This is a genomic window from Curtobacterium sp. MCLR17_039 (assembly GCF_003234745.1).
GTDB classification, from domain to species: Bacteria; Actinomycetota; Actinomycetes; order Actinomycetales; family Microbacteriaceae; genus Curtobacterium; species Curtobacterium flaccumfaciens.
In genome coordinates, this window is the sequence record NZ_QKTF01000011.1 from 101,379 (window position 1) to 114,278 (window position 12,900).

At 72.1% G+C, this 12,900-nt stretch carries 17 protein-coding genes; 9 read left to right on the forward strand and 8 right to left on the reverse strand.

Going from position 1 to position 12,900, the window contains the following annotated elements; translation table 11 throughout:
• Positions 1-21: 21 nt before the first annotated feature.
• The gene (locus DEJ00_RS13595; protein WP_111057716.1) at positions 22-855 is read right to left on the reverse strand and encodes an SDR family oxidoreductase; all 834 of its coding nucleotides are present in this window, start codon (positions 853-855) and stop codon (positions 22-24) included.
• Positions 856-1,044: 189 nt separating this feature from the next.
• Here DEJ00_RS13595 and DEJ00_RS13600 point away from each other — a divergent pair, with 189 nt between their 5' ends.
• Positions 1,045-1,359, forward strand: coding sequence for a hypothetical protein (locus tag DEJ00_RS13600; protein WP_071244494.1), 315 nt, complete (start codon positions 1,045-1,047; stop codon positions 1,357-1,359).
• Between the two features lie 34 nt (positions 1,360-1,393).
• Here DEJ00_RS13600 and DEJ00_RS13605 read toward each other — a convergent pair whose 3' ends face one another.
• Positions 1,394-1,723, reverse strand: coding sequence for a hypothetical protein (locus DEJ00_RS13605; RefSeq protein WP_111057717.1), 330 nt, complete (start codon positions 1,721-1,723; stop codon positions 1,394-1,396).
• Between the two features lie 105 nt (positions 1,724-1,828).
• Between DEJ00_RS13605 and DEJ00_RS13610 the strand changes: the two genes are divergently transcribed.
• The 3 genes from DEJ00_RS13610 to DEJ00_RS13620 all read left to right on the forward strand — a co-directional run bounded on the left by DEJ00_RS13610 (position 1,829) and on the right by DEJ00_RS13620 (position 4,178).
• The gene (locus tag DEJ00_RS13610) at positions 1,829-2,785 is read left to right on the forward strand and encodes an AraC family transcriptional regulator (RefSeq protein WP_111057718.1); all 957 of its coding nucleotides are present in this window, start codon (positions 1,829-1,831) and stop codon (positions 2,783-2,785) included.
• 119 nt (positions 2,786-2,904) lie between these two features.
• On the forward strand, positions 2,905-3,519 hold the full coding sequence (locus tag DEJ00_RS13615; RefSeq protein WP_051596707.1) for a DapH/DapD/GlmU-related protein: 615 nt from the start codon (positions 2,905-2,907) through the stop codon (positions 3,517-3,519).
• A gap of 242 nt (positions 3,520-3,761) precedes the next feature.
• Positions 3,762-4,178: a VOC family protein gene (locus DEJ00_RS13620; protein ID WP_111057719.1), complete on the forward strand. Its 417-nt coding sequence runs from the start codon at positions 3,762-3,764 to the stop codon at positions 4,176-4,178.
• Here DEJ00_RS13620 and DEJ00_RS13625 read toward each other — a convergent pair.
• Together DEJ00_RS13625 and DEJ00_RS18580 are read right to left on the reverse strand one after the other, a co-directional pair.
• Complete coding sequence (locus DEJ00_RS13625; RefSeq protein WP_111057720.1) at positions 4,159-5,106, reverse strand: isoprenylcysteine carboxylmethyltransferase family protein; 948 nt, start codon at positions 5,104-5,106, stop codon at positions 4,159-4,161. The genes DEJ00_RS13620 and DEJ00_RS13625 overlap by 20 nt on opposite strands.
• Positions 5,107-5,170: 64 nt before the next feature.
• Entirely contained in the window at positions 5,171-5,317 is a 147-nt protein-coding gene (locus DEJ00_RS18580; protein ID WP_163343702.1) for a hypothetical protein, read from the reverse strand.
• A gap of 114 nt (positions 5,318-5,431) precedes the next feature.
• On the opposite strand from DEJ00_RS18580, the gene DEJ00_RS13630 reads away from it, so the two are divergent.
• Positions 5,432-5,770 carry a DUF3140 domain-containing protein gene (locus DEJ00_RS13630; RefSeq protein WP_111057721.1) on the forward strand — a complete coding sequence of 113 codons (339 nt, stop codon included), beginning with the start codon at positions 5,432-5,434 and terminating at the stop codon, positions 5,768-5,770.
• A gap of 23 nt (positions 5,771-5,793) precedes the next feature.
• Positions 5,794-6,009, forward strand: a complete 216-nt coding sequence (locus tag DEJ00_RS13635) for a hypothetical protein (protein ID WP_138803199.1) — start codon at positions 5,794-5,796, stop codon at positions 6,007-6,009.
• A gap of 42 nt (positions 6,010-6,051) precedes the next feature.
• Here the strand turns inward: DEJ00_RS13635 and DEJ00_RS13640 are convergent, their stop codons facing one another.
• Both DEJ00_RS13640 and DEJ00_RS13645 read right to left on the reverse strand, forming a co-directional pair.
• Positions 6,052-6,900, reverse strand: a complete 849-nt coding sequence (locus tag DEJ00_RS13640; protein ID WP_111057722.1) for a family 16 glycosylhydrolase — start codon at positions 6,898-6,900, stop codon at positions 6,052-6,054.
• A 125-nt stretch (positions 6,901-7,025) separates the two neighbouring features.
• Positions 7,026-7,286, reverse strand: coding sequence for a hypothetical protein (locus DEJ00_RS13645; RefSeq protein WP_027465422.1), 261 nt, complete (start codon positions 7,284-7,286; stop codon positions 7,026-7,028).
• Between the two features lie 75 nt (positions 7,287-7,361).
• Here DEJ00_RS13645 and DEJ00_RS13650 point away from each other — a divergent pair, with 75 nt between their 5' ends.
• Entirely contained in the window at positions 7,362-8,321 is a 960-nt protein-coding gene (locus DEJ00_RS13650) for an SDR family oxidoreductase (protein ID WP_111057723.1), read from the forward strand.
• Positions 8,322-8,558: 237 nt separating this feature from the next.
• On the opposite strand, the gene DEJ00_RS13655 is transcribed toward DEJ00_RS13650, so the two are convergent.
• Positions 8,559-9,785, reverse strand: a complete 1,227-nt coding sequence (locus tag DEJ00_RS13655) for a cobalamin-independent methionine synthase II family protein (protein ID WP_111057724.1) — start codon at positions 9,783-9,785, stop codon at positions 8,559-8,561.
• 393 nt (positions 9,786-10,178) lie between these two features.
• Between DEJ00_RS13655 and DEJ00_RS13660 the strand changes: the two genes are divergently transcribed.
• Complete coding sequence (locus DEJ00_RS13660; protein ID WP_111057725.1) at positions 10,179-11,018, forward strand: DUF1684 domain-containing protein; 840 nt, start codon at positions 10,179-10,181, stop codon at positions 11,016-11,018.
• Positions 11,019-11,086: 68 nt separating this feature from the next.
• A complete protein-coding gene (locus DEJ00_RS13665) occupies positions 11,087-12,109 on the forward strand; it encodes a transporter (protein ID WP_111057726.1) in 1,023 nt (340 codons plus the stop codon).
• Between the two features lie 69 nt (positions 12,110-12,178).
• Here the strand turns inward: DEJ00_RS13665 and DEJ00_RS13670 are convergent, their stop codons facing one another.
• Positions 12,179-12,739 carry a histidine phosphatase family protein gene (locus DEJ00_RS13670; RefSeq protein ID WP_111057727.1) on the reverse strand — a complete coding sequence of 187 codons (561 nt, stop codon included), beginning with the start codon at positions 12,737-12,739 and terminating at the stop codon, positions 12,179-12,181.
• Positions 12,740-12,900: the final 161 nt, after the last annotated feature.

Here is a 12,900-nt window from a genome sequence, read left to right on the forward strand (position 1 = left end):
CGTTGCCGGACCGGGGTCCCGTCACAGGATCGGGGTGCCGCCGGTGACGGCGACCCGCGCGCCGGAGACGTAGCTGCCGTCGTCGCTGGCGAGCAGCACGTAGACGGGTGCGAGCTCGGCCGGCTGGCCGGGACGGCCGAGCGGCGACTGCTTGCCGAACTGCTCGACCTGCTCCGGCGGCATCGTCGACGGGATCAGCGGGGTCCAGATCGGACCGGGTGCGACGCTGTTCACGCGGATGCCGCGGTCGCCGAGCAGCTGCGCGAGCGCGGCGGACAGGTTCGCGACGCCGGCCTTGGTGACGTCGTAGGGCGCCAGGTTCGGCTTCGGGTTGTCGGAGTTCACCGAGCTCGAGCCGATGATCGACGACCCCGGGCCGAGGTGCGGCAGCGCGGCCTTGACGAGGTGGAAGTAGGCGCTGAGGTTCGTCGCGAGGGTGTGGTCCCACTCCTCGTCGCTGATCTCCTCGATCGTCTCGTGGGTCATCTGGTAGGCGGCGTTGTTCACGAGGACGTCGAGCCCGCCGAGTTCCGAGACCGCCTGGTCGATGACCGATCGGCAGTAGGCGGGGTCGCTCACGTCGCCGGGGAACAGCACGGCCTTCCGACCGGCTTCCTCGATCCAGCGCTTCGTGTCCTGGGCGTCGTCCTCTTCTTCCGGCAGGTAGCTGATCAGGACGTCAGCACCCTCGCGCGCGAACGCGATCGCGACGGCCTTCCCGATGCCGCTGTCCCCGCCGGTGATGACGGCACGCTTGCCGGTGAGCTTGCCGGAGCCGCGGTACGACTCCTCGCCGTGGTCGGCCTTCGGCGTGAGCTCCTGGTCGCTCCCCGGGGGCTGCTGCTGCTCGGTCATGTCTCTCCCTGTGGTCGGTTTGCCTGGACGTCCCCGATCGTCTGCGACCCCCACTGAGCACCGGTTCAGGCTCCGGGCGTACCCCATCCGGAACGCGAAGATGTGTGCGGCGCGCGACGGCGGCCTACCGTGGCACCGGATCAGGGAACCGTCACCGCGACGGAAGCTCCTCTTCACCAGGGAGCAAGTGTGAAGTACGTGAACTACGCGGGCACGGTCCGTGTCCTGACGAGCGACACGATCGCCGACGCGGTGATCCGGTACGCCGCCGCCCTGCACCAGAGTCGGCTGAGCGACGTCGTGTCGATCCCGACGGCCGACGACTTCGGGGTGGCGAGCACGATCGAGGTGCTCCTGGCCCCGGCGATCCCGGTCGCCCTCGAGCCGGCTCCGGACGACGACCTCGAACCCGAGGGCGAGGCGTTCCTGCTCGAGCTCGGTCGGCGCACCGAGGCCGTGCTCGCCGTCGACACCAACGCGTCGCCGCCGGACTTCGGGCGCTGAGCGGACGCCCCGCTGGCGCTCCGCAGGGGCGCCCCTACGTCACCGGCCCCTCGGTCAGGTCCGACCGGGTGTCCGCGTGGATCACCTCGTCGTGGTCGAACGTCAGCGCGGCGGCGCGCAGCCGTGCCACGAACACGGTGTCCTCGCGCTCGAGCTCGTCCTCCTCGGCGTCCTCGACGACGAGCTGGCTCGACGGACCGATGAGCACCTTGGTGGTCGTCATGGTGCCGTCGGCGGCCACGGCGGGGATCGCCACGGTGTCCGCACGGCTGCCCCCGGCCAGGGCGGCGGCGTACTCGATCACGGCATCGGCCACGTCGTCGCTCGTCAGGATCGTCGAGCGGTCGTACTGGATGTACTTCATGTTCGACCTCCTGGAGCACAGCCAACAGCGCGTTGGCTGGTCGCCGTACAGGAACGCGGCGCGTCGCTCGTTGCGCGGACGCCGACTTGTCGTCAGGATCATCACGTGCCCGAGAAGATGCACCGCATGCTGCGGGAGATCCAGACCGCCGAGCCGTCGGTCGCGGCCGAGGCGATGGCTCGGACGCACATCACCCACGGGCTGACGGTCGAACCGACGGACGCCGAGTTCGTGTTCGAGGAGCGCGTGCGCGGCACGGCACTGCTGTCGCTCGAGTCGACCCGCTGCACCGGGGTCCTGAGCGGCACGATCGAGCCGGGCGACGCGATGATGATCTTCTGGATGAAGTCCGGGGTCGCCCAGCTCGACGAGAACACCGTGAAGATCGGCCGCCCGACGCTCTTCCGTCAGGGCCCCCAGCGCTTCCGCTGGATCGCCTGCAACAAGGACGTCCTGCGCATCGACCGTTCGATCGTCGAGCAGGTCGCCGCCGAGCGCGGGGACTGGGCCCCCGGTCCCATCGAGTTCCGTCCGCGGCACGTCCCCGAGGGCGCGCCGCTCGCTGCCTGGTGGCTCATGGTGCGGTCCGTCGCGCAAGAGGTGCTGGCCGGACCGGACGCCGTCCCGATCGAACGCGAGCGGGAGCTCGCCCGGTTCGCCGCCGGTGGTCTGCTCACCGCGATCCCACACTGGCCCGTCGGGCAGCACGAGCCGGCGATGGCCGCCACCGCCCGGTTCGCCCGCGCCGAGACCTTCCTGCTCGAGCACGCCACCGAACCGATCACGGTCGACGACGTCGCAGAGGCCGCCGGCCTGAGCGTGCGCGGCGTGCAGGCGGCGTTCCAGCGGCACCACGGCATCACCCCGACCATGTACCTGCGCCGCATCCGGCTGCTGCTCGCCCGCGAACAGCTCGAGTCGGGCGACGGGCGGAGCATCGCCGAGATCGCCCGGGCCACCGGGTTCGCCCACCTCGGCCGGTTCGCGGGGAGCTACCGCGAGGAGTTCGGTGAGCTGCCCCGGCAGACGGCGTCCACCGCGCGCGACGGCGCCCGCGCGTAGACGAGCTGCCGCGCGGGCCCGCAAGAATCCCGCAACCGCCCGCCGTCCGGCCGATCGCCGACGATCGTCGCCCTACGTTTGCGCTGCACGGACACGCAGCCACGACGACTGGAGACCCCATGGCCGGCTCAGCAGCACCACCCGTCCCGACTGCGGTCGTCCCGCCGACGACCGATCCGTCGACGTTCGGCCGCCGGCTCGTCGAGGACGCCTCCTACGCCGGTGAGCACTTCGTCTTCACCGCACTGCTCGGATCCCCGCTGCTGCCCCGGATCGTCCGTCGGCTGCTGCTCCGTGCCGCCGGTGCACACGCCGAGTCCGGTGTGGGCACCGGGTTCTCGCTGACGGGCGACCCGAAGCACCTCACGATCGGCCGGGGCGTCTTCTGCAACAGGAACGTGACGGTCGAGGCCGTGGCCCCCGTGACGATCGGCGCGAACACCGCGATCGGGATGCAGGTGCTCATCATGACGAGCCACCACGAGATCGACGCCGAGGGCCGCTGGAGCGACGTCGCGACCGGCCGTCCGGTGGTCGTCGAGGAGCACGTCTGGATCGGTGGCCGCGCCACGATCCTGCCCGGCGCCCACATCGAGCACGACGTCGTGGTCGCCGCCGGCGCCGTGGTCGTCGGCCGCCTGGCGGCGCACGGCGTCTACGCCGGCGTCCCCGCCAAGCGGATCCGCGAGCTCGCCCCGTCCGCCCGGCCGCCGGTGGTAGACCCCACCGCCTGACGGCCTGGAGGCGCGTGGCGGCGCCGCCACGCGCCTCCCGTCCGGCGTTGGTGCTGCTTCGAAGACGCCGGCGTGCTGCTGCGACGCCGCCCCGCCGTCGAGACGCCGCCGAATGTGGAGGCGTCTCGACGACCTGGCGGCGCCGGACGAAGACGACGGCGTCTCCTTCCGCGGGGACGCGCACTCTGCCAGCATGATCACGACGCGGGCGACGGCGCCCGCGCAGGACGAGGGAGACCGTCATGACCGTTCGTCTCAACCCCTACCTCGGGTTCCGGAGCGGCGCCCGCGAAGCGCTCGAGTTCTACCACTCGGTCTTCGGCGGCACGCTCACCATCGGCACGTTCGGTGAAGCCGGCATGAGCCAGGACCCCGCCGACGCCGACAAGGTGATGCACGGGCAGCTCGACGGCGACCAGGGCCTGCTCCTGATGGCCTCGGACGCGCCGTCCGGCATGCCGACACCGGCGGAGAGCAGCATCTCGCTCTCGCTCAGCGGCGACGACCACGAACTGCTGACGCGGTGGTGGAACGGCCTCGCCCAGGGCGCGAGGATCGTCGAACCACTCACCACCGCGCCCTGGGGCGACACCTTCGGCATGCTGACCGATCGCCACGGGGTGTCGTGGCTGGTCAACATCAGCGGCGCGACGAGCTGAGCGGCACCGAACCCACGCGTGCCGGCACCGGCCACCGCGGCACCCAGCACCGGACCTGCTCGGCGTAGCGACGGAAGTCGTCGCCGAACCGTTCCGCCAGGTCCGATTCCTCGAGCGGGCGGACGATGCAGTTCCAGACCACGGAACCGGCGATCGCGTAGACGACGACCAGCCACGACGACAGCAGCAGTCCGACGGCGACGCCCTGGGTGATGCCGGCCAGTGCCATCGGGTTGCGCACCGACCGGTACGGCCCGGCGACCACCAGGCGGTTCGCGGTGGCCGAGGGCAGCGGTGTGCCCTCGCCCTTCGTCGACATCGCCGCTGCCGACGCGATGCCGAGCGCGCTGGCCAGCAGGAGCACGACCACACCGACGACGGTGAGCGCGGTGACGAAGGGTGTCGGCAGCTGCGGGTGCAGGCCCCAGCGGTGCTCGGCGAACGCGATGACCAGGGGGAACACCCCGAGGAACAGGCCCCAGAAGACGACGATCTGCAGCACGGTCGCGGTGACGTGCCGGGAGCGCGGGGCCGCGGCGTCAGCGGTCCGGATCCGCAGCGGACCGCTCGTCACCCACTCCGTCGGGACCCGTCCGAGCAGGACGAGGGCGAGGGCGACCGTCGAGCCGACCGTGGCGGCCAGCATGACGAGCACGCCCCAGCCCGCCTCGCCGATGACGGTGGCCCAGACGCTCAGGGCGACGAGCACCAGGGCGGTCCACACCGTCGTGACCACCGCGGCGGCCCGGACCCCGGCGGCGGCGAGCGCCGAGCCGACGACGAACAGCGGGACGTCGAACACCGCGACGAGCACCGGGTCGAGCGAGCCGAGCGTCGCCGTGCGGATCCACGGCAGCGTCGCGACGGCGATCCACCAGGCCGCTCCGCCGACGGCTTGCAGCGCGTAGTACCGCCGGCCCCAGGACATGGGTGCACGGTAGCAGTGCGCGGCGAGGGCCCGGGTCGTGGGCGCCCTCGCTCCCGCTGGTGGGTCAGTCGGTGTGGTTGATCTGTCCGAGCCAGCGGCCGAAGGACGGGGTGCGCTCGTCGTGCAGGCTGGGCAGGACGGGCTTCGGCAGGCAGGTGCGCTCGTCGGTGACGGTTCCGGCGCCGGTGCTCTTGTGGAGGTCGAGGCTCATGGTGGGCTCCTTCGTGGTCGGTGGAGAGTTCGACACCGGGCGGGGCCGTTCCATTCCCATCAGACGCGATCCGCCCTGCGCAGTCGTCCAGCACCGTCGGGTTGTCTCGACGGCATGAGCGAGCACGACGACGAGCAGACCCGAGCCGACTTCGGCGACGCGGTGAACATGACCGCCACCGAGCTGCGGAAGTGGCTCGACACCGACGAGTCGAAGTCCGTCGGGCAGAAGCCGTCCGGCGGCGGCGAGTCGACCGGCCACGAGAGCGGTCGGCACATCATCCGCATCCTCGAGAAGCACAAGGCCGACCGCACCGACGACGACCTGGCGCACATGCGGAAGGTCGTCGGCTACGTCGCCCGGCACTCGGAACAGCGTCCCGACGGCGACGTGCACGACACCCCCTGGCGGTACTCGCTCATGAACTGGGGCCACGACCCGGAGAAGCACTGACGGCATCGGGCAGAATGGGTGGCGTGAACGAGACGGGCATGCCGCGCTTCCGACGGATCTGGTCGACCGTGCAGGTCGGTGTCCTCGCGATCGCCGTCGCGTTCTGCGTCGTGATGCTCGTGATCGGGCAGGGCAAGCTCGACCGGGTGTACGCGGTCGCCGCGGTGTTCTTCGGACTCGCCCTGGTCGGGCACAGCACCTACCTGTGGCTCGTCGCCCGGGCGAACCGCCGTCCCTGAGCGGGCAGCGCAGGACCGACCGGGTCGGCTGCGCGGGCCCGGCTAGGCGTTCTGGTGGACCCGCAACCAGTCGATCGTCATCTGCTGCGGGAACCGCGTCGAGGCGTCGGGCGAGCCCGGCCAGTTCCCGCCGACCGCGACGTTGAGGATCACGAAGAACGGCTTGTCGAACACCCACGTCGCCGAGCCGACGTCGGCCCGGGTGACCGTCCGGTACGCGACACCGTCGACCGTCCAGGTGATCGAGCCGGGGCGCCAGTCGACCCCGTACACGTGGAAGTCGTCGGCGAAGGCTGCTCCGGACGGGGCCGTGTACGCCGCCGAGATGCCCTGCGCGCCGGAGTACCCGGGCCCGTGCACCGTGCCGTGCACGGTCCCCGGCTCGTACCCGACGTTCTCCATGACGTCGATCTCCCCGCACGCCGGCCACCCGACCTGCCCGATGTCCGCGCCGAGCATCCAGAACGCCGGCCAGATGCCCTGGCCGCGGGGGATCCGGATCCGCGCCTCGATGCGGCCGTACTGCGCCGTGTAGGTGCTCTCGGACTTCAGCCGGGCCGACGAGTACGAGCCGTCGGCCTCGCGGTGTGCGGTGATCACGAGGTTGCCGGCCCCGTCGAGCGCCGCGTTCCGCCGCGAGTCCGTGTAGGTCTGCAGCTCGGCGTTGCCCCACCCGCCGGCACCCAGGTCGTACCGCCAGATCCCCGGGTTCGGCGCGCTGCCGGCCGGGCCGTCGAACTCGTCGGCAGCGAGCAGCACAGGGGCGGCAGCCGACGTGGTCGCTGCCTGCGCCGACCCGTCCGCGCCGATCGCCGTCGCGCTGAGGGCCGTCGTCGCGGCTCCGGCGAGTCCGAGCGTCATGAAGCGCCGTCGATCGATGTGCTGGTCCATGTCGTGCTCCCTGCAGCGCGATGGTGGTGTGGTCGTCGGATCATGCACCATCCGGACGAGTCAGGCCAGGGCCGCACCGTGGTTGATCCGCCCCGCGCAGACCGCAGCCGGCGCCGACGGACCCGTCAGCCGAAGCGCATCGCCAGCGGCACGAGCAGGCCCGCGACCCAGACGAGCACCATCACGAGGGCGCCGACCGCGATGAGCCGTCGGCGACGCCGCAGCTTCGGGCTCCGCTCCTCGCCCCACATCTGTGCACGGACCAGCACCCGGTTCGCCTGCTCGACGACCTTCCGCACCTCGGGGTCGTCGACGTCGAGGACACCGGAGCGGGCGTGCTCGGCGATGACCGCGGCTTCGTCGACGGTCAGGTCGTCCTTGCGCATGCTCCATCTTCGCACCGCGTGCAGGGGTACGACCCGGCTGTGCGGGAACGGACCACGGCCGGGTACCAAGGACACATGGGACATCGGTACCGCGGGAAGATCGTCGTCATCACCGGAGCATCGAGCGGCATCGGGAGGGCCGCCGCACACGAGTTCGCCCGGCAGGGCGCCACGCTCGTGCTCGCCGCACGCGGGCACGACTCGCTCGAGGCCGCAGCCGCCGAGTGCCGGAAGCTCGGCGCCGAGGCGATCGCGATCCCCACGGACGTCGCCGACGAGCACCAGGTCAAGGACCTCATCGGCACGGTGACGACCCGCTTCGGTCGCATCGACGTCTTCGTCGGCAACGCGGCCCTGTTCGTCTACGGCCTGTTCGAGCAGACCCCCACCGAGGCGTTCAAGCGCGTCGTCGACACGAACCTGTACGGGCACCTCAACGCCGTCACGCACCTGCTGCCGCACTGGAAGCAGCGCGGGAAGGGCACCTACGTGCTCGTCGGCTCGATCCAGTCGCTGCTCTCGGCGCCGTACCAGTCGGCGTACGTCACGAGCAAGCACGCGGCCCTCGGCCTGGTCGACGTGCTCGGTGACGAGTTCGCGGGCACCGGCATCGAGTTCACCGCACTGCTGCCGTCCACGATCGACACCCCGATCTACCAGAACGGTGCCAACTACACCGGCAAGACCTCGCACCCGCTGCCGCCCACCGTCTCGGTCGAGCGGGCCGGGCGTGCTGTCGTGCAGGCCGCCACGCACCCCAAGCGCTACCGCTTCGTCGGACGCATCCAGGCATCGCTCGTGCCGCTGCAGTACGTGTTCCCGGGCCTGTTCCACAAGATCACGAAGCCGATGGTGGAGACGTTCGCGCTCCGTGGCAAGGGCGCCCCGACCGACGGGAACCTCTACGCCCCCGCCGACGCCGCGAACGCGACGAACGGCGGCTGGGTCGCGAAGCGACGGCGCGTCACGCGCCCCGTGCTGTGGGCGGGAGCGCTCGTCGCGGTCGCGGCCGTCGCCCTGCGCCGACGCCGCTGACGGCCTGGAGGCACGGTGCCAGCCCGCACCGCGCCTCCAGTCCGCCCGTGCGTTGCACAGCCGGGCGTACCTGGCGGAACCGGGCGTACCTGGCGGAACCGGGCGTACCTAGCGGAACCGGGCGTACCTGCCGGAACCGGGCGTACCTAGCGGAACCGGGCGTACCTGCCGTGTTCTTCGTGACAGGTACGCCCGATCTCGCCATGTATCGCAGCCGTTCTGGGAAGGAACGGACGGCTAGAAGAGCTTCGCGCTCGCGCGCCGGGCACCCTCGCCGAGGGACTCGAGCTTCGCCGCGGCGATCTGCGGGTGCACGCGGCCGCCGAGGCCGCAGTCCGTGCCGGCGATGACGCGCTCACGCCCGACCACCGACGCGAACCGCTCGATGCGCTGCGCGACGAGGTCGGGGTGCTCGACGACGTTCGTGGCGTGGCCGACGACACCGGGGACGATGACCTTCCCCTCGGGCAGGGTGACGTCCTGCCAGACGGTCCACTCGTGCTCGTGGCGGGCGTTGGCGGCCTCGAACGAGTACGCGCCGGCGTCGATGTCGAGCATCAGGTCGACGATGTGGCGGAGCTCGATGTCGGTGGTGTGCGGGCCGTGCCAGGAACCCCAGCACAGGTGGAAGCGCACGCGGCTGGTGTCGAGGCCCCGCAGCGCGTGGTTGAGCGCCTCGACACGGATGCGGGTGAAGGCGCGGTAGTCCTCGATGCTCGGCTCGGGGTTGATCTGGTCCCAGTTCTCGGCGATCGAGGGGTCGTCGATCTGCAGCACGAGGCCGGCGTCGAGGATCGTCGTGTACTCCTCGCGCAGGGCGTCGGCCCACGCCCAGATGTGTTCTTCCTCCGTCGCGTAGTACTCGTTCGCGATGCGGGCGGCGGAGCCGGGGGAGAGCGCCGTGATGAAACCGTTGTCCGCGCCGGCGGCCTCGACCGCGTGCTTGAGGTTCGCGGCGTCGGTGGCCGCGGCCTCGTGGCCGGTGTAGGTGATCGGGCCGGTGGTGGTCGGGAACGCGGTGGCGTTCTTGCCGGTGCCGATACCCGACTCGGGGTCGGTGTAGGCGTCGTGGAAGATCGTCCAGTCGCGGCGGTCCGGGAAGCTCGTGAGCCGGATGTTCCCCGGCGTGGACCGGACCGGCTGCTGCGAGAAGATGTTCTCGTCGGTCAGGCTCAGGCCGCTGACGCGCTGGAACGAGTAGCCCCACCAGGCGCCGTAGTCGACGCTGTTCGACATCGCCTTGCCGAACTCGCCGTCGCCGGGCTGCGTGATGCCGAGCGCGGTCTGCCGGGCGACGACGTCGTCGACGGCGGCGCTCGTCAGGGCCCGGACCTCGTCGGTGGTCTCGAGTGTGAAGCCGTCGGCGGCCACGGGCCGTGCGGCGTTCGCGGCGATGAGCTCCGGGGTGCGGGGGAGCGATCCGGCGGTGGTGGCCTGGACGCGGTCGGTGTTCTCGAAGGGCATGCGCTGCCTTCCTCTCGATGGGTGCGGACTGTCGGGAGTCGGGGGCCGCGCGCGAGGCTTCGCGGTGCGCTGCAGTGCCACTCTGCCACGAGGGGCCGGGCCCGTTACGTTCCGCGACCACGGCTTCGTGCGGACGCCGAACGACAGGGTCGATGTCGTACGACACCGACTCGGTCGCCTGTTGCGTGCGCGGACAGTTGCAGGCGCGTGCGAACGACAGGATCGATGTCGTACGACGTCGACGGTGTCGTTCCTCGTCGACCAGCCCACCGCCCGCCCCCACGCACACAACGGCCCGCGCGCGCCCGGCCACCGCCCGCACGCGCGCGACCCCCGCCGACGCACGGCGACACGATCGTCGCGCCGCCGGGCCACGCGTCGTACGGTCGACCCATGAGCACGACGACCCCGGCGAACGCCACGACCCCGACCACCACGACCGCACCGACCTTCGCCGAGTCGTGGACGACGTGGCACGACGACCACGAGCAGGCCCGGGCGAGCGAGCACGGGTTCCTCGCGATCACCAGCATCCGTTGGCTCACCGCCACGCCGGAACGCTTCGAGGACGCACCGGGCAGCTGGTCGACGGACGAGGACGGCCCGGTGGTCGCACTGGCCGAGGACGAGACGATCGAGGTCGACGGGCAGCAGGTCACCGGGACGCACCGGTTCGGCCCGCTGCCCGAGCGCTCGAGCACGAACGTGGTGTGGCGCGACGGCGACGAGACCGTGGTGATCGAGGTCGCCCGGCGAGGCGGCAGCGACCTGCTGCGCCCGCGACACCCGTCGAACCCGACCCGCGTCGGCTACCACGGCACCCCGGCGTACGCCCCCGCTGAGCACTTCGTCGTGGACGCGCACTTCGAGCCGTTCGACACCCCGCGCGAGGTCACCGTGGGCAGCGTCGTCGACGGCCTGCTGCACGTGTACGAGGCCCCCGGCGTCCTGACGTTCGACCTCGACGGGCCGCGGTCGCTCCTGGCGTTCAACGGGCACGCCGGCGGCCTGCACGTGCTGTTCACCGACCGCACGAGCGGAGTCACGACGTACGCGGCGAACCGGAGTCTCGACATCGCCGCACCGGATGCCGACGGTGCCACCCGCATCGACTTCAACCGGTCGACGAACCTGCCGTGCGCGTACACCCCGCACGCGACCTGCCCGCTGCCGCCCGCCGAGAACCGGCTCGACGTGGCGATCGAGGCGGGCGAGCAACTGCCCGCAGCCTGACCGCGGAGCACGCACGGCACCCGGACGCGCACCGACGCAGCCGACCCGTCCACGAGAATGGGGGAGCCATGCCACGACCCACCTCCCGCATCCCGCTCAACACCCTCGCCGTCCCGTTCGGCCTCGCCGGCTTCGCCGAGACGTGGTCGTACGCCGCCCCCGTGCTGCACCTGCCCACCGTGGTGCCGCAGGTGTTCTGGGCGATCGCGGCCGTCGCGTGGGTGTGGCTGCTCGGTGCGCACGCCGTCCGGGGTGCACGCGTCAGCGAACGGCTCGTCGACCAGCTCCGCCACCCGGCGCAGGGGCCGATCGCCGCGCTCGTGCCCGCGACCGCGATGCTGCTCGGCGTCGACCTCGCGCGGTTCGCCCCCGTCGCCGGGCAGGTCGTGGTGCTCGCCGCCGTGGCCACCGCGGCCGGGTTCGCCGCCTGGCTGCTGAGCACCTGGTTCGAAGGCCGGCTCGCCCTGGAGTCCGTGCACGGCGGCTACCTGCTGCCGACCGTCGCCGCGGCCCTGGTCGCCTCGGTGGCCACGCACGAGGTCGGCGTCGGCTGGCTGTCCTGGCCGGCCCTCGGCGTCGGCGTGTTCTTCTGGGGTGTCATGACCGGCCTGCTGCTCATCCGGCTGGCGTTCCGACCGGCGCTGCCGGGGCCGCTCGTGCCGACGATGGCGATCCTGGTCGCGCCGCCGGCGGTCGCCACCCTGTCGGTGTTCGCCCTCACCGACGGAGCGGTCACCCTGCCCGTGCAGGCCATCGCGGGGCTCGGCGTCCTGTTGGTCCTCGTGCAGCTGGCCCTGCTGCCGCGGTACGTTCGTCTGGCGTTCTCGCTCGGGTTCTGGTCGTTCGTGTTCCCGGCAGCCGCGGTCGCCACCGCCGCAGTGGAGTGGTTCCGGGCACTCGCGCTGCCGTCCGCCTGGATCCCCACCGCCGCGTTGCTGGCGCTGCTGAGCGTGCTCGTCGCGGTCGTCGGTGCCCGCTCGATCGGCCTCGCCGTGCACCACCTGCTCGGGCAGGCCGAACGGACCCTGCACGACGCCGACGATGAGGACGCCGCCCCCGGCCCCGTGACGGGCGCGACGCGCGTGGTCTGACGAGCGGGGCGGTCGGGCCGCGCAGGCGGCGGACGGGAGGCCCGTGGCGGCCCCGCCCCGCGCCTCCCGTCAGGTCGCGGGGACGCGTCTCCAGCCGCTGGTCGCCCGCCCGGCGGGCGCGTCGAAGCGGAAGACGCTGCCCATGCCGGGCTGGTCGAGGGCGCGCGTGATCGGGACGCCGCGCAGGTGCGCCAGGAGCAGCGCGCCGACCGCACCGTGCGACACGATCGTGAGGTCGCCGGTGGAGCAGTGCCGGCGGACGGCTGCGACGATGCGCTCCTGGGCGTCGATCGCCCGCTCCCAGCCGCGGACCGACTGCTCGGGTCGGGCGAAGAACGCGTCGACGACGGCCTCGAACTCGGACAGCGGCAGGTAGCCGGTCGCGCTCCGGTCGATCTCGCCCAGCAGCGGGTCGTGCTCGACCGACAGCCCGACGGCGCTGGCGAGCAGGTCGGCGGTCTCGACGGCCTTGCGCTCGGTGCTCGAGACGATCCGCCGGGAGCCCGGCGTCCGCGCGAGCCGGTGTGCGGCGGCGGCCCGGACGCGTCCCTCGGGCGACAGTCCCCACGACTCGATCGGGACCGCGGGGTCGATCACCACTTCAGCGTGGGTCAGGAACGACGAGACCATCCGGCGATCCTCGCACGGTGCGAGGTGCGCACCGGCCCCGTCTGGTGCGAGGTTGTTCACTCCGTGCCCGGTCTGTTCCGACGCACCGAGTGGACAACCTCGCACCGAGCGACGCCCCGCCGCCCGCGACGCCCCGCCGCCCGCGACGCCTCGCGACGCCC

What these genes read in the sequence shown, in the direction of transcription:
- DEJ00_RS13655 (WP_111057724.1), bottom strand. Translation starts at nt 9,785, where the DNA reads ATGCCCTTCGAGAACACCGACCGCGTCCAGGCCACCACCGCCGGATCG.
- DEJ00_RS13670 (WP_111057727.1), bottom strand. Translation starts at nt 12,739, where the DNA reads ATGGTCTCGTCGTTCCTGACCCACGCTGAAGTGGTGATCGACCCCGCG.
- DEJ00_RS13595 (WP_111057716.1), bottom strand. Translation starts at nt 855, where the DNA reads ATGACCGAGCAGCAGCAGCCCCCGGGGAGCGACCAGGAGCTCACGCCG.
- DEJ00_RS13645 (WP_027465422.1), bottom strand. Translation starts at nt 7,286, where the DNA reads ATGCGCAAGGACGACCTGACCGTCGACGAAGCCGCGGTCATCGCCGAG.
- DEJ00_RS13650 (WP_111057723.1), top strand. Translation starts at nt 7,362, where the DNA reads ATGGGACATCGGTACCGCGGGAAGATCGTCGTCATCACCGGAGCATCG.
- DEJ00_RS13660 (WP_111057725.1), top strand. Translation starts at nt 10,179, where the DNA reads ATGAGCACGACGACCCCGGCGAACGCCACGACCCCGACCACCACGACC.
- DEJ00_RS13665 (WP_111057726.1), top strand. Translation starts at nt 11,087, where the DNA reads ATGCCACGACCCACCTCCCGCATCCCGCTCAACACCCTCGCCGTCCCG.
- DEJ00_RS13625 (WP_111057720.1), bottom strand. Translation starts at nt 5,106, where the DNA reads ATGTCCTGGGGCCGGCGGTACTACGCGCTGCAAGCCGTCGGCGGAGCG.
- DEJ00_RS13615 (WP_051596707.1), top strand. Translation starts at nt 2,905, where the DNA reads ATGGCCGGCTCAGCAGCACCACCCGTCCCGACTGCGGTCGTCCCGCCG.
- DEJ00_RS13640 (WP_111057722.1), bottom strand. Translation starts at nt 6,900, where the DNA reads ATGGACCAGCACATCGATCGACGGCGCTTCATGACGCTCGGACTCGCC.
- DEJ00_RS13620 (WP_111057719.1), top strand. Translation starts at nt 3,762, where the DNA reads ATGACCGTTCGTCTCAACCCCTACCTCGGGTTCCGGAGCGGCGCCCGC.
- DEJ00_RS13605 (WP_111057717.1), bottom strand. Translation starts at nt 1,723, where the DNA reads ATGAAGTACATCCAGTACGACCGCTCGACGATCCTGACGAGCGACGAC.
- DEJ00_RS18580 (WP_163343702.1), bottom strand. Translation starts at nt 5,317, where the DNA reads ATGAGCCTCGACCTCCACAAGAGCACCGGCGCCGGAACCGTCACCGAC.
- DEJ00_RS13630 (WP_111057721.1), top strand. Translation starts at nt 5,432, where the DNA reads ATGAGCGAGCACGACGACGAGCAGACCCGAGCCGACTTCGGCGACGCG.